The 13,884-nt window shown below is 56.6% G+C and carries 12 protein-coding genes and 7 tRNA genes; 15 read left to right on the forward strand and 4 right to left on the reverse strand.

Going from position 1 to position 13,884, the window contains the following annotated elements; translation table 11 throughout:
- Positions 1-49: 49 nt before the first annotated feature.
- From C7443_RS12435 to thiS, 4 genes are all read right to left on the reverse strand, one after another.
- Positions 50-1,087, reverse strand: a complete 1,038-nt coding sequence (locus C7443_RS12435) for an NADP(H)-dependent aldo-keto reductase (protein ID WP_110018953.1) — start codon at positions 1,085-1,087, stop codon at positions 50-52.
- A gap of 48 nt (positions 1,088-1,135) precedes the next feature.
- Positions 1,136-1,825 carry a tRNA (guanosine(46)-N7)-methyltransferase TrmB gene (trmB, locus tag C7443_RS12440; protein WP_110018954.1) on the reverse strand — a complete coding sequence of 230 codons (690 nt, stop codon included), beginning with the start codon at positions 1,823-1,825 and terminating at the stop codon, positions 1,136-1,138.
- A gap of 96 nt (positions 1,826-1,921) precedes the next feature.
- Complete coding sequence (locus tag C7443_RS12445) at positions 1,922-2,719, reverse strand: thiazole synthase (protein WP_246004647.1); 798 nt, start codon at positions 2,717-2,719, stop codon at positions 1,922-1,924.
- A 48-nt stretch (positions 2,720-2,767) separates the two neighbouring features.
- On the reverse strand, positions 2,768-2,968 hold the full coding sequence (thiS, locus tag C7443_RS20410; RefSeq protein ID WP_246004648.1) for a sulfur carrier protein ThiS: 201 nt from the start codon (positions 2,966-2,968) through the stop codon (positions 2,768-2,770).
- Between the two features lie 393 nt (positions 2,969-3,361).
- Between thiS and C7443_RS12450 the strand changes: the two genes are divergently transcribed.
- From C7443_RS12450 to tig, 15 genes are all read left to right on the forward strand, one after another.
- Positions 3,362-3,724, forward strand: coding sequence for an H-NS histone family protein (locus tag C7443_RS12450; RefSeq protein WP_110018955.1), 363 nt, complete (start codon positions 3,362-3,364; stop codon positions 3,722-3,724).
- A 64-nt stretch (positions 3,725-3,788) separates the two neighbouring features.
- Positions 3,789-3,862 (forward strand) — tRNA-Gly (locus tag C7443_RS12455).
- Between the two features lie 129 nt (positions 3,863-3,991).
- On the forward strand, positions 3,992-4,795 hold the full coding sequence (gene dapB / locus C7443_RS12460) for a 4-hydroxy-tetrahydrodipicolinate reductase (protein ID WP_110018956.1): 804 nt from the start codon (positions 3,992-3,994) through the stop codon (positions 4,793-4,795).
- 166 nt (positions 4,796-4,961) lie between these two features.
- Positions 4,962-6,095, forward strand: coding sequence for a glutamine-hydrolyzing carbamoyl-phosphate synthase small subunit (gene carA, locus C7443_RS12465; RefSeq protein ID WP_425467088.1), 1,134 nt, complete (start codon positions 4,962-4,964; stop codon positions 6,093-6,095).
- A gap of 54 nt (positions 6,096-6,149) precedes the next feature.
- On the forward strand, positions 6,150-9,377 hold the full coding sequence (carB, locus tag C7443_RS12470) for a carbamoyl-phosphate synthase large subunit (RefSeq protein WP_110018957.1): 3,228 nt from the start codon (positions 6,150-6,152) through the stop codon (positions 9,375-9,377).
- Complete coding sequence (gene greA, locus C7443_RS12475) at positions 9,374-9,853, forward strand: transcription elongation factor GreA (RefSeq protein WP_110018958.1); 480 nt, start codon at positions 9,374-9,376, stop codon at positions 9,851-9,853. The genes carB and greA overlap by 4 nt, the downstream gene beginning before the upstream one ends.
- An 81-nt stretch (positions 9,854-9,934) precedes the next feature.
- Positions 9,935-10,711 carry a S1C family serine protease gene (locus C7443_RS12480; protein ID WP_110018959.1) on the forward strand — a complete coding sequence of 259 codons (777 nt, stop codon included), beginning with the start codon at positions 9,935-9,937 and terminating at the stop codon, positions 10,709-10,711.
- Positions 10,712-10,769: 58 nt separating this feature from the next.
- Positions 10,770-10,844: transfer RNA gene (locus tag C7443_RS12485), tRNA-Val, on the forward strand.
- A 159-nt stretch (positions 10,845-11,003) separates the two neighbouring features.
- Positions 11,004-11,486 (forward strand): FKBP-type peptidyl-prolyl cis-trans isomerase, encoded by a 483-nt coding sequence (locus C7443_RS12490; RefSeq protein WP_110019171.1) that lies wholly within the window; start codon positions 11,004-11,006, stop codon positions 11,484-11,486.
- Between the two features lie 189 nt (positions 11,487-11,675).
- A tRNA-Pro gene (locus C7443_RS12495) sits at positions 11,676-11,752 on the forward strand.
- A 27-nt stretch (positions 11,753-11,779) separates the two neighbouring features.
- A tRNA-Arg gene (locus C7443_RS12500) sits at positions 11,780-11,856 on the forward strand.
- A gap of 33 nt (positions 11,857-11,889) precedes the next feature.
- Positions 11,890-11,965 (forward strand) — tRNA-His (locus C7443_RS12505).
- A gap of 14 nt (positions 11,966-11,979) precedes the next feature.
- Positions 11,980-12,055 (forward strand) — tRNA-Lys (locus C7443_RS12510).
- Positions 12,056-12,384: 329 nt separating this feature from the next.
- A tRNA-Leu gene (locus tag C7443_RS12515) sits at positions 12,385-12,468 on the forward strand.
- Positions 12,469-12,559: 91 nt separating this feature from the next.
- Positions 12,560-13,873, forward strand: coding sequence for a trigger factor (gene tig / locus C7443_RS12520; protein WP_110018960.1), 1,314 nt, complete (start codon positions 12,560-12,562; stop codon positions 13,871-13,873).
- Positions 13,874-13,884: the final 11 nt, after the last annotated feature.

Raw genomic sequence — 13,884 nt, forward strand, 5'->3', positions numbered from 1 at the left:
GCGCAGATCCGCCGTCGGAATATGCGTGCATGCTCCCTCAAAATCCCACTCAGGGACAGGGGTTTGGCTGGCGCAGATGGATGGCGTCGATTTCGGTGAGGACTTCGGCGGGCAGCTCGATGTCGATGCTGGCGATGTCACTGGCGAGCTGGGCCATCGAGGTCGCGCCGATGATGTTGGCGCCGAGCCAGGGCTGGGCGTTGACCCAGGCAAGCGCCATCTGCGCCGGATCGAGGCCGTGATCGTGTGCCAGTGCGACATAGGCGCGCACCGGCTCGATCGACTGCGGGCTGGCGTAGCGGCTGAAACGTTCGAACAGCGTCAGGCGCGCCGCCGCCGGGCGCGCACCGTCGAGGTATTTGCCGCTCAGCAGTCCCATCGCCAGCGGCGAGTAGGCGAGCAGTGCGACCTGTTCGCGGAAGCACATTTCCGCCAGGCCGATTTCGAAGGTGCGGTTGAGCAGGTTGTAGGGATTCTGGATGGTGGCGATGGGTGGCAGGTTGTCGCGTTCGGTGGCGCGCAGATAACGCATCAGTCCCCATGGCGTTTCGTTGGAAACACCGAGATGGCGGACCTTGCCTTCCTGAACCAGCTCGGCGAGGGCGGCCAGGGTTTCCTCGATAGCGACCGCCGGCCGCTCGCTCGGCGTGTAGCCGAGGGGGCCGAAGAAGTTTGCTTCACGATCGGGCCAGTGCACCTGGTACAGATCGATGTAGTCGGTCTGCAGACGGCGCAGGCTGGCATCACAGGCGGCGCGGATGTTGCGCCGGTCAAGGCGGATTGGCGGCTCGCGCAGGTAGTCCATGTTGCGGGCGGCCCCCGCGACTTTGGTCGCAATGACCAGATCGTCGCGCTTGCCGCGGCGTGCCAGCCAGTTGCCGATGTAGCGCTCGGTCAGTCCCTGCGTCGCTGCCCGCGGCGGTACGGCATACATCTCCGCCGTGTCGATGAAATTGATGCCGTGAGCGATGGCGTAATCAAGTTGTGCGTGCGCGTCGGCCTCGGTGTTCTGCTCACCCCAGGTCATCGTGCCGAGACATATGCAGCTGACGTCCAGATCAGTGTGGGGGAGGCGGGTATGGCGCATGGCTGGCATCTCCTGCAGTGGTTTAATTGCGGGATGTAATACGGCGTTTCAGCGGCGTTCGAAAATCAGGTCCCAGACGCCGTGGCCCAGCCGCTGTCCCCTGCGTTCGAATTTGGTCAACGGCCGATATTCCGGTCGCGGGCAGTAATCACCGCAGGGCGATGTATTACTGAATGCCGTGCTGGCACGCAGCGTATCGAGCATGTGTTGTGCGTAATGTTCCCAGTCGGTTGCCAGATGCAGATGCCCGCCGCTGCGCAGCTTGCGGGCCAGCAGCGAAACAAACGCCGGCTGGATCAGCCGGCGTTTATGGTGACGGGCCTTGTGCCATGGGTCTGGAAAAAAGATCTGCACGCGATCGAGGCTGGCATCGTTAATACGTGTTTCCAGAACTTCCACGGCATCTTCGCAGAGCACACGCACGTTGCTCAGCTCGTGCTGTTCGATTTGCAGCAGCAAATGCCCGACGCCCGGACGGTGAACTTCAATGCCGATGAAATCCGTGTACGGCGCCGCCGCCGCCATTGCTGCAAGCGATTCCCCGTTGCCGAAACCGATTTCCAGCACGCGCATCGCCTGACGTCCGAACACTGAATCGAGGTCGATCGGTTCCGGCCCGGAAGCAATACCGAAACGCGGCCAGAGCTCGTTAAGCGCGCGCTGCTGAGCAAGGGTCAGCCGGCCTTCGCGTCGCACGAAACTGCGAATGTGGCGGAAATTGTCGGTATCGATGTTCATGCGCGGCTCGTTTGCGGAACGCCTGATAAATGGTTGCGGATAAAAATAAAAAAGCGCGGGCGCGACAGTTCGCGCTCGCGCTAATGCAGTGAAACTTTAGAAAAACAGGCCATCCAGTGGGGAGGAGGCACTGGCAAAACGTTTTCTGGGGATGCGTCCGGCGAGATAGGCCTCGCGTCCGGCCTCGATAGCCTTTTTCATTGCGCTGGCCATCAGCACCGGATCGCGCGCTCCGGCAATGGCGGTATTCATCAAAACGCCGTCGCAGCCGAGCTCCATCGCAATGGCGGCGTCGGAGGCGGTACCGACGCCGGCGTCGACGAGCACCGGCACCCGGGCATTTTCGATGATGGTGCGGATGTTGTAGGGGTTGCGGATACCGAGGCCGGAGCCGATCGGGGCGGCCAGCGGCATGACCGCCACACAGCCGATTTCCTCAAGCCGCTTGGCGATCAGCGGGTCGTCATTGGTGTAGACCATCACCTGAAAATCCTCGCGAATGAGGATCTCAGCCGCTTTCAGGGTTTCAACGATGTCCGGGAACAGGGTCTGCTGATCGCCGAGAACTTCAAGTTTTACCAGACGATGACCGTCCAGCAGTTCGCGGGCCAGCCGACAGGTGCGAATGGCGGAATCGGCATCAAAGCAGCCGGCGGTGTTGGGCAGAATCGTGTAGCGCGACGGGGGCAGCACATCGAGCAGATTCGCTTCGCCCGGGTTTTGACCGATGTTGGTGCGGCGGATGGCGACGGTGACGATTTCGGCGCCGCTGGCCTCGGTGGCGAGTCGGGTTTCTTCGAGATCGCGATACTTGCCGGTACCGACCAGCAGGCGTGAGCGATATTCGCGCCCGGCAATGACCAGTGGCGTGGACGGAGTAGACGAAACGGTCATGGCAGCAAATTCCTTAATAGTCGGATGGAATGGCGGGACGTGCCGTATTCAACCGCCACCGATCGCATGAACGATTTCGACTTCATCGCCAGGATTGAGTCGGTGCTCGTGCCACTGACTGCGCGGAACGATATCGCGATTGATCTCCAGTGCCAGTCGCTTGCCGCCAAGTCCCATCTGCTCAAGCAATTGCGCGGCACTGAGCTGTTCTGCGACTTCTTCGGCTCGACCGTTGATCTTGATCTGCATAGCTAATGTGCGTCCGATGACTGGGTCGCGGGACGGTGATGATACACCAAACCAAAGCGTGACCCGTGCCCCTTTCCGAGACCTTATTGCCCTGTCCGGTCTTGCGGTAATTCCGTGAGCAATTGCTCCGCTCATCCTTACCCAATCGCCCACCTCCGGAAGGTGGCGATATGCTTCTGTCGTCGCCAGGTGACGAGGATATGGTGTGCTGAGTAAATGTCTCCAACGTGTTTCAAGCAGCGCGGCATCGCTGTAAGCAGGCGTTAATGTTTTATCGCTTGAAGGGCTGGAAACCGTTTAAATGCTCGATTAATATGATTGCGAATCCGCAAAGCCGGATCGGATCGAAAGATTGATAAACAATTGATTGGACTGGTAGTCAAGAGAGCCCAAATGAGCGCACGTTTCGAAGACATCGATGTTTCCACCTTCTCGCTTGAACAGTTGCAGGCATTGATGGAAATGGCACGTAAGGAAATTGATCAGAAGGAGCAGTCGCGCCTGGTGGAAGTGCGTGCCCAGATTGAAAACCTTGCCAGCAGCGTCGGTCGCAGCGTTGAAGAACTTCTGCAGCTTGCTCCGGAAGGCAAGCGCAAGCGCGGGCCGAAGCCGAATACTACCGGCGAAAAGATCGTCAAGTTTCGTAATACCGAAAACTTCGAGCAGACTTGGAGTGGTCGTGGTAAGCGGCCGCGCTGGTTGCAGGAAGCGCTTGAGCAGGGTGCTCAGCTCAGTGATTTCGCGGTTTCGGCCTGAGTCCTTTCGAGTTTCGCCTGCGGGCTTGCCAGCGCCAATTCGGACGGCATAATAGGGGCCCTTCGCGGGTGTAGTTCAATGGTAGAACCTCAGCTTCCCAAGCTGATGGCGTGGGTTCGATTCCCATCACCCGCTCCAGATTTTTCGCAAGGCCGCGCAATCGTCGCGGCCTTTTTCTTGTCTCAAGCGCCGCAAGTTTGCAGCCTGATCGTCTCTTGACAAGGAAGAGCGGCGAAGTGGCGTGTTGCGCAGCGGGGATTCATCAGCATGGTCAGAATTGCAATCGCCGGAGCGGCCGGCCGCATGGGGCGGCATCTGATTGAAGCCTGTCAGCAGGCGGCCGACACGGAACTTTGCGTGGCTGTTGAGCGCGCAGACAGTGCTTTCATCGGTGTTGATGCCGGCGAGCTGGCAGGGCTGGGGGGCCTCGGGGTGGTTGTGAGCGCTGATTTGGCTGCCCAGCTCGATGCATTCGACGTGCTGATTGATTTCACGCGGCCGGAGCCGACGATGGTGCATGTCGAACTCTGCCGGCGTTCCGGCAAGCGCATGATTATTGGCACTACCGGCTTCAGCGCGGAGCAGAAATCGGCGATTCAAGCGGCGGCGCAGGAGATCGGCATCGTCGCGGCGCCGAATTTCAGCGTCGGTGTCAATCTGTGCTTCAAACTGCTCGATCTTGCCGCGCGTGTACTTGGTGATGATGTCGATATCGAAATCATCGAGGCCCATCACCGGCATAAGGTCGATGCGCCATCGGGTACGGCGCTGCGTATGGGGGAAGTGGTTGCCCAGGCGCTGGGGCGTGATCTGGCCGAGGTGGCGGTCTACGGTCGTGAAGGTGTGACCGGGGAGCGCGATCGCAAGACGATCGGTTTCGCGACACTGAGGGCCGGAGACATCGTCGGTGATCACACCGTGTTGTTCGCCGATGTGGGTGAGCGGGTCGAGATCACACACAAGGCATCGAGTCGCATGACGTTCGCGAAGGGTGCTGTGCGTGCGGCAAGCTGGATTGGTGCACGCGAACAGGGCCTCTACGACATGCAGGACGTGCTGGGCCTGCGCTGATCGCGTGACGCACCGTTGACGGGCGGCTTGCACCTTCGTGGACAGCGCTTGCGGCACTGCCGTAAAATCCAATGCATTAATGATCGGCCTATATGCATCGTCGGACTCGGGGCGGGAGGGCAGCGAGGCTTGCCTTCCCGTTTCGCACGTCTGAATGGAGGAAATCTTGAGGAAACCAGCGCTCCTCGCCTTGGAAGATGGCAGCCTCTTTCATGGCGAGTCCATCGGTGCCGACGGGCAAACCATCGGCGAGGTCGTCTTCAATACCTCGATCACCGGATATCAGGAAATCCTGACGGATCCGTCGTACTGCCGTCAGATTGTCACGTTGACCTATCCGCATATCGGTAATGTCGGCAGCAACCCGGGAGACGAGGAAGCGGGCCGTATCTGGTCGTCCGGGCTGGTCGTCCGTGACTGTCCACGTATCGCCAGCAATTGGCGCAATCGGCAACCGTTCGACGCCTATCTCGCGGAGCGGGGCGTTGTGGCTATCGCCGGCATCGATACGCGCAAGTTGACGCGCCTGCTGCGCGAAGGCGGCGCTCAGGCAGGCTGCATCGTGGCCGGGGATCATATCGACGCCGAAGCTGCGTTGGCTGCGGCGCGTGAGTTCCCTGGTCTCAAGGGCATGGATCTGGCGAAAGTCGTCAGTACGCATGAGCGATATGTCTGGGACGAAGGTTGCTGGCAGCTGTCCGATGACGGATTTCCGCATCCGGCGTCGCTGCCGTACCACGTGGTCGCCTATGACTTCGGCATCAAGCGCAACATTCTGCGCATGCTGGTTTCGCGCGGTTGCCGCGTTACCGTCGTGCCGGCGCAAACGCCGGCGAGCGAGGTGCTCGCGCTGGAGCCGGATGGAGTATTTCTCTCCAACGGCCCCGGTGATCCGGAGCCGTGCGATTACGCGATTGCGGCGATTCGCGAGCTGCTTGCGAGCGGTTTGCCTATCTTCGGTATCTGCCTGGGGCATCAGTTGCTCGGGCTTGCCAGCGGCGCGCGTACTCTGAAAATGAAGTTCGGTCACCATGGTGGCAATCATCCTGTTCAAGACCTTAATTCCGGGCAGGTGATGATTTCCAGCCAGAATCACGGCTTTGCCGTCGACGAGCAGAGCCTGCCGACGACTCTGCGGGCGACACATCGTTCTTTGTTCGATGGCACTTTGCAGGGCATTGCGCGCACCGACTGTCCGGCATTCAGTTTTCAGGGTCACCCCGAAGCGAGTCCAGGACCGCACGATGTTGCGGGACTGTTTGATCGATTCGTCGGGCTGCTGGCGCAGCGCCATCAGTAGATTTGCGCGGCGGCCGGAGGGATTTGCTCCGGTCGCCCTCTATGGATATCCGTCATGCCGAAACGTATCGACATACAGAGCATTCTGATCATCGGTGCCGGCCCGATCGTCATCGGTCAGGCTTGTGAGTTTGACTACTCCGGCGCACAGGCCTGCAAGGCGCTGCGCGAGGAAGGGTATCGAGTCATTCTGGTCAACTCGAATCCGGCGACGATCATGACCGATCCGGGCATGGCCGATGCGACCTACATCGAGCCGATTCATTGGCAGACGCTGGCGCGCATCATCGAAAAAGAGCGCCCTGACGCGATCCTGCCGACGATGGGCGGACAGACGGCACTCAATTGCGCGCTGGACCTGGCTCGCCACGGCGTGCTTGAGCAGTTCGGCGTCGAAATGATCGGCGCCAACGAAGACTCGATCGACATGGCTGAGGATCGTGAACGCTTTCGCGATGCGATGACTGAGATCGGTCTGGCAACGCCGCGTGCTTTCATTGCACATTCGATGGAAGAAGCTGTTGTTGCGCAGGTGCAGATCGGCTTCCCGACGATCATTCGTCCCTCCTTCACGATGGGCGGTTCTGGTGGCGGTATTGCCTATAACCGTGAGGAGTTCATTGAAATCGTCGAGCGCGGTCTGGATCTGTCGCCGACCACCGAGGTGCTTCTCGAAGAATCCGTGCTCGGCTGGAAAGAGTACGAGATGGAGGTGGTGCGCGATCGCCATGATAACTGCATCATCGTCTGCTCGATCGAGAACTTCGACCCGATGGGTGTGCACACCGGTGACTCGATCACCGTTGCCCCGGCACAGACGCTGACCGATCGTGAATACCAGATCATGCGCGATGCCTCGCTGGCCGTACTGCGCAAAATCGGCGTCGATACTGGTGGGTCGAATGTGCAGTTCGGCGTCAATCCGGCTGATGGCCGCATGGTCGTCATCGAGATGAATCCGCGCGTGTCGCGCTCTTCGGCGCTGGCCTCGAAAGCCACTGGCTTCCCTATCGCCAAGGTGGCGGCCAAGCTGGCCGTCGGTTACACGCTCGACGAGCTGCGCAACGAAATCACTGGCGGCAAGACGCCGGCTTCGTTCGAGCCCTCGATCGACTACGTCGTTACCAAGGTGCCGCGCTTCAATTTCGAGAAGTTTCCGCAGGCTGATGCCCGTCTGACCACGCAGATGAAGTCCGTCGGCGAAATCATGGCGATCGGCCGCACTTTTCAGGAATCACTGCATAAAGCTCTGCGCGGCCTTGAGATTGGTACGGATGGTTTCAATCCGATTCTTGATCCGAATGATCCGGATGCGCGTTCGCGGCTCAAGCAGGAGCTTGGGGTGCCGGGCGCGCAGCGTATCTGGTTCGTTGCCGATGCTTACCGCATGGGGTACACGGTCGAGGATGTTTTCGAGCTGACCAAGATCGATCCGTGGTTCCTCGATCAGATCCATGAGCTGTATGAGATTGCCGTGGGTGTCGCGGCACACGGTGTGGAAGGCTTGCGGGACAGAGCAAAGCTGCATGCCCTCAAGCGCAAGGGGTTCTCGGATCGGCGCTTGGCTGCGATTACCGGTACGACGGAGCACGAGGTACGGGCGTTGCGTACGCAGTTCGGCGTGCACCCGGTCTATAAGCGGGTCGATTCCTGCGCCGCGGAGTTTGCGACCAGCACGGCTTATCTGTACTCGACCTATGAGGAAGAGTGCGAGGCGCAGCCGAGCGGGCGCGATAAGATCATGATCCTTGGCGGTGGTCCGAACCGCATTGGTCAGGGTATCGAATTCGACTATTGCTGCGTCCACGCTGCGTTCGCGCTGCGCGACGATGGGTTCGAGACGATCATGGTCAACTGCAACCCGGAGACCGTTTCGACCGATTACGATACGTCTGACCGGCTGTATTTCGAACCGCTGACATTGGAAGACGTGTTGGAAATCGTGCGCATCGAATCGCCCAAGGGGGTGATTGTGCAGTACGGCGGGCAGACACCGCTGAAGTTGGCTCGTCCGCTGGAGGCGGCCGGCGTGCCGATCATCGGCACCAGTCCGGATGCGATCGATCGTGCCGAGGATCGTGAACGTTTCCAGAAAATGATCGACGAACTGGCGCTGCGCCAGCCGCCCAACCGCACTGCCCGGGATCCGGAAACCGCCGTGCGCCTGGCTGCAGAGATCGACTATCCGCTGGTCGTGCGCCCGTCTTACGTGCTGGGCGGTCGGGCAATGGAAATCGTCTACAACGAGGAAGATCTGCGTCGCTACATGCGTGAGGCCGTGCAGGTCAGCAACGATAGTCCGGTACTGCTGGACCGCTTCCTCAATGACGCGGTCGAGGTTGATGTCGACGCAGTTTGCGATGCCGAGGGTAACGTTGTTATTGGCGGCATCATGGAACATATTGAAGAGGCGGGTGTGCACTCCGGCGATTCAGCGTGTTCGCTGCCCCCGTATTCTCTGTCGCCGCTGACACTCGATCGCTTGCGCACTCAAGTAGCGTTGATGGCGCGCGAACTGGGCGTGGTTGGACTAATGAACACGCAGTTCGCTATCCAGGGTGAGGATATCTACGTGCTGGAGGTCAATCCTCGGGCCTCGCGTACGGTTCCATTTGTTTCCAAAGCGACAGGGCGTGCTTTGGCGATGATTGCTGCGCGCTGCATGGCTGGGCGTACGCTGCCCGCCCAGGGCATCGCCGGCGAGATCCGCCCTGGATACTATTCAGTGAAAGAGGCTGTGTTTCCCTTTATCAAGTTTCCGGGTGTTGACCCCCTGCTGGGGCCGGAGATGAAGTCCACCGGCGAGGTGATGGGCGTCGGGCGTACGTTTGGGGAAGCCTATGGCAAGGCCCAGCTTGGGGCCGGCAACAGTCTGCCGGAGTCCGGGAAGGCTTTCTTGTCGGTGCGTGACGCAGATAAGGCTAAAATCGTTGAGATCGGTCGTGAGCTGGTGCGGCATGGTTTTGCGCTTTGCGCGACGCGTGGAACGGCTCGCGGGATTGCCTCGGCTGGACTCGAATGCGAAATAGTTAATAAAGTCGGCGAGGGGCGGCCGCATGTCGTCGATATGATAAAAAATGGCGAGATTTCTTTTATCGTCAATACGACGGAAGGGAAGAAGGCAATCGCCGATTCGTTCTCCATTCGCCGCAGTGCTTTGATGAACAAAGTTAGCTACACGACAACCATCGCTGCGGCCCGTGCGACCGTGATGGCACTCGATGCTATTGATAACGACCACGTCAATCGCCTCCAGGATCTGCACAAGGAGCTCCAGGCATGACCCAGAAGGTGCCGATGACCGCTGCCGGTGCGGAAAAACTCAGAAATGAACTTCAGGAACTCAAGTCAGTAGCTCGCCCGAATGTCATCGCGGCGATTGCTGAGGCCCGCGCGCATGGTGATCTCAAAGAGAATGCCGAGTATGCGGCAGCGCGTGAACAGCAAGGTTTTATAGAAGGTCGTATTAAGGATATCGAATACAAGCTTTCAAACGCGCACGTCATTGATGTAACCAAGATTGCGAAGACCGGAAAGGTCATTTTCGGGGTTACGGTTACTTTGTGTGATGAGGGCAGCGGAGAGGAAGTTTCCTATCAAATTGTTGGTGAGGATGAGTCGGATGTGCCCGCGGGGCGTATCTCTGTGAACTCGCCGATCGCCCGAGCCCTGATCGGAAAGGAAGAAGGGGATTCGGTAGCTGTGCAGACCCCGGGTGGCTTGCGTGAATGGGATATTGTTGAGGTACAGCATCTCTGAGCCAGTCGTGATAAGTCGTGTTTACCGTGTTTCTGTGACGGGCAACTAGATGTTGCCCGTTACTGTTTCGGGAGATAGATCATGCTTGGAACGTCCAGTGTCCTGCTTGCAGGTCTTATGTTCATTCTGATGGCATTGCAGCCGACATGCGCGGTTGGTTTACCTGAAACAGTTGCAGCCGTACGGGGCAGTGTTGTTGCTGTCGGTACGTTTCAAGCGACGCGGCGTCCTCCTGCTGCATTTCTTGGTACAGGTTTCGTCGTCGGTGATGGGAGCTACGTTGTTACCAATGCGCATGTTGTTGAGCGAGCACTTGACAGTGGTAATCGAGAGTTTTTGGCTGTTTTCGCCGGGCGGGGAAATAATTTTCAAACGCGTGAAGCTATAAAGATAAAAGTCGATCTGCAGCATGACTTGGCACTGCTACAGATCAAGGCCAGTCCATTACCTGCGCTGCGGCTTGGCAGCGGTCTGCCGCGTGAAGGTCAGGAAATCGCTTTCACAGGGTTCCCGCTAGGCGTAGTTCTTGGGCTCTATCCCGTTACTCATCGCGGTATCGTTTCCGCGATTAGCCCGATAGCCATTCCCGCTCCCAATTCCAGTCAACTTGATGCCGAAGCAATTCGGCGTCTCAATGACCCATTCGAGGTGCTGCAGCTTGATGCAACAGCGTATCCAGGCAATAGCGGTAGTCCTGTCTACGATCCTGCAAGCGGGCGAGTGATTGGTGTCATCAATTCTGTGTTTGTCAAAGAAACTAAGGAAAGTGTGATCCAAAAACCAAGCGGTATCAGCTATGCGATTCCCATAGATTACGTACGTGCCTTGTTGCGTGGGCGTGGTCTTAACGGTCCTTGATGCATGAATTTGGTGCTTGACGGAATTTTTGGAAAGCCATATGATTATCAGCCTACAAGGGCGATTAGCTCAGCGGGAGAGCACTTCCTTCACACGGAAGGGGTCAGTGGTTCGATCCCACTATCGCCCACCAATAAAAAAGGCCTAGGCAAAAGCCTAGGCCTTTTTTATTGGTGGTTTGTGTGTATTTGATATCTCTCCTGTTTGTCCTTGGCTGTTGAGGGTCGGGTGGAGGATAAAATAGTGTGCTATGGTGGACTGCCATTCACTGCTTTTAAATAGGGCACAGTCAATGAAAGCGACCTCAGGTATGGTTGTCTCTATGCATTACACTCTTACCGATGATTCTGGTGAGGTTATTGACAGCAGCGAAGGTCGTGGTCCTTTCGATTATTTGCATGGCCACGCAAATATTATTCCCGGCTTGGAGCGTGCTTTGGAGGGGGCTGATGTTGGCTTCAAGTCCAGGGTAACGGTCTCTGCAGAAGATGCTTATGGTGTGCGCAATGAGCGCGCTGTGTTTGATGTGCCGCGGGACCAGTTTCCGCCGAATGAGGATATTCAGGTTGGCATGCAGGTTCATGGAGAAGGACCGCAAGGTGTGTTGACGTTTACTGTTGTGGATGTGGGTGACGACAGTGTGCGTTTAGATGGAAACCACCCGTTGGCTGGAAAAACATTGCATTTTGATGTGGAAATTCTTGGCGTGCGGGAGGCGAGTGAGGAGGAAGTTGCTCATGGGCACGTGCACGGGCCTGCCGGCCATCACCACTAACTGATAGCGGGTGTTGTGTATCCGGCGGGGGCTTGGTCGTGCAGAAAAAAGGGGGATGGCTTGTTGCATTGCTCGCTCGTCCTTGATGCCTTGTGTGTGCAAAGGTGCTTCTTGACTGGCGCAAAGGCAGTGTGTATATTTATCCCCCTCTGAGGAGAGCTATGTCGCAATTGTTATGTTTATCTGCGGCGGGGTATAGCGCAGTCTGGTAGCGCACCTGCTTTGGGAGCAGGGTGTCGGGGGTTCAAATCCCTCTACCCCGACCATATCGCGAGCATATTGTTGGCATTATTGCGCTCGTAGCTCATGCGGATAGAGCATCGGCCTTCTAAGCCGAGGGTAGCAGGTTCGAATCCTGCCGGGCGCACCACTCCCGGTGGTATTTTAGAAAGGCAGCATTATGGTGGGCGTAGCTCAGTTGGTAGAGCCCCGGATTGTGATTCCGGTTGTCGTGGGTTCGAGTCCCATCGTCCACCCCAAATCCGTTTGTATAGGGCCGTTAGCTCAATTGGTAGAGCAGTTGACTCTTAATCAATTGGTTGTAGGTTCGAGTCCTACACGGCCCACCATTATATCATTGGAATAGGTTTGTTCTTGTAAAGAGTTATTTGGTTAGTGATATATCTAAAAGGCACCTTGTACCAGTCTCTCGCAGATAGGGTTTTCTGTGGCTGGTGTGGTGCCTATTTTTATTGTGGGTTCTATGCTATCATTTAAAATGCAATGTGCTTTATTTGAAAGCTGCTTGTTACAGCTTACAGCATGAGTTTGGTGTAAGGGAAAATATTGACACTTTGCTTAGTATAAAAATTTTAAAAATATATTTTTGCTAGTGTTGTATTGATTAATATTTTTTAGATGTGCTGTAGTGGCGTTTTCGCGTTTTAAGAGATTTTAAGCGAAAGTGGCGAAATGGTAGACGCGCTGGATTTAGGTTCCAGTGGGGTAACCCGTGAGAGTTCGAGTCTCTCCTTTCGCACCAAATTATTCATTGCCCAAGTCTGACTTGATGGATTTTGGTCGTCCTCTCGTGATGAAAGGGTATTTGAGGTCCTGAAGTAGGGGTTGTGTAGATGCAGGTTTCTATTGAAGAGCTGGGTGGTCTTGAGCGTCGCCTTACAATCCAGATTCCATCCTCCACGATCGATCAGGAAGTGACCGCGCGTTTGCGGTCTCTTGCTCGCCATGCGAAATTGGATGGGTTTAGGCCTGGCAAGATTCCCTTTAATGTCGTGCAAAGGATGTATGGCGCACAAGTGCGACAGGAAGTTCTTACCGGTGCTGTCGAATCGAGTTTTCGAGACGCTGTTGCTGAGGCGAATCTTCGGCCTGCTGCAGGGCCCAAGATAGAGCCCAAGGCTGACGATGACAATGGTAGCTTTATTTACACTGCCACATTTGAAGTAGTTCCGGACTTCGATGTGCAGGGGCTGGAGTCGATTGTGGTGGAGAGGCCTGTTGCCGAGGTCACGGACGCCGACATTGACCGTATGTTGGAAACCCTACGTAAGCAACGTACCCAGTGGCTGGATGTTGCTCGTCCTGCAATCTTGGGAGATAAGGTTGTTATTGACTTTGAGGGAAAGCTTGATGGTGAAAGTTTCCCCGGCAATACCGGTTCTGCAGTGCCGGTCGTGCTTGGTGCAGGGGGGATGATTAAGCCCTTTGAAGATGCGTTGCAGGGGGTTGTAGCAGGAGAGCAGAAGCAGGCAGATGTTGATTTTCCAGAGGATTATCATTCAGCTACGCTCTCTGGAAAAACAGTGCAGTTCAGCTTGTCCGTTAAGTCTGTTGCCGAGCCTAAACTCCCGGAGCTTGATGCAGAGTTTGTGAAGTCTTTCGGCATCGACGATGGGGATGTTGAATCGCTTAAGCAGGCGCTTCGTGAGAATATGGTGCGGGAATTGCATAAAGGGATAGGGGCTGTTGTCAAGAAACAAATAATGGATGGTTTGATTATGTCAAACCCCCTTGAACTACCAGAAGTTTTGGTTTCGGAAGAAACTGTTCGTATGGCCCGCCAGGCTGGGTTTCCAGAGTCAACGGGCAGCGAAATTGAACAATCAGCAGTGTTTGAAGAAGAAGCTCGTAGACGAGTGGCGTTAGGGTTGATTGTATCGCGGATCGTTAGTGCTGAAGGCATCAAGCTTGACGAAGCGAAGCTTATGAAACAGCTTCAAATGTTAGCGGAAACCTACGCTGACCCTGAGGAAGTTATTCAGTGGTATTTGCAAAATCCGCAAGCCCTTGAAGGTGTGCGGGCGCTGGCGATGGAGGAATCGGTAGTTGAATGGCTGCTTGGCAAGGTAGTGGTGAAGGAGTTGCCAAGTACTTTTGATGATGTAATGCGACCAGCTAATGGTGGCGTCGTGCGGACAGTTGCGTAGCTGCTTGAATG

This window comes from Plasticicumulans acidivorans, from assembly GCF_003182095.1.
GTDB classification, from domain to species: Bacteria; Pseudomonadota; Gammaproteobacteria; order Competibacterales; family Competibacteraceae; genus Plasticicumulans; species Plasticicumulans acidivorans.

What these genes read in the sequence shown, in the direction of transcription:
- tig (WP_110018960.1), top strand. Translation starts at nt 12,560, where the DNA reads ATGCAGGTTTCTATTGAAGAGCTGGGTGGTCTTGAGCGTCGCCTTACA.
- C7443_RS12450 (WP_110018955.1), top strand. Translation starts at nt 3,362, where the DNA reads ATGAGCGCACGTTTCGAAGACATCGATGTTTCCACCTTCTCGCTTGAA.
- C7443_RS12445 (WP_246004647.1), bottom strand. Translation starts at nt 2,719, where the DNA reads ATGACCGTTTCGTCTACTCCGTCCACGCCACTGGTCATTGCCGGGCGC.
- trmB (WP_110018954.1), bottom strand. Translation starts at nt 1,825, where the DNA reads ATGAACATCGATACCGACAATTTCCGCCACATTCGCAGTTTCGTGCGA.
- carB (WP_110018957.1), top strand. Translation starts at nt 6,150, where the DNA reads ATGCCGAAACGTATCGACATACAGAGCATTCTGATCATCGGTGCCGGC.
- thiS (WP_246004648.1), bottom strand. Translation starts at nt 2,968, where the DNA reads ATGCAGATCAAGATCAACGGTCGAGCCGAAGAAGTCGCAGAACAGCTC.
- C7443_RS12490 (WP_110019171.1), top strand. Translation starts at nt 11,004, where the DNA reads ATGAAAGCGACCTCAGGTATGGTTGTCTCTATGCATTACACTCTTACC.
- C7443_RS12480 (WP_110018959.1), top strand. Translation starts at nt 9,935, where the DNA reads ATGCTTGGAACGTCCAGTGTCCTGCTTGCAGGTCTTATGTTCATTCTG.
- C7443_RS12435 (WP_110018953.1), bottom strand. Translation starts at nt 1,087, where the DNA reads ATGCGCCATACCCGCCTCCCCCACACTGATCTGGACGTCAGCTGCATA.
- greA (WP_110018958.1), top strand. Translation starts at nt 9,374, where the DNA reads ATGACCCAGAAGGTGCCGATGACCGCTGCCGGTGCGGAAAAACTCAGA.
- dapB (WP_110018956.1), top strand. Translation starts at nt 3,992, where the DNA reads ATGGTCAGAATTGCAATCGCCGGAGCGGCCGGCCGCATGGGGCGGCAT.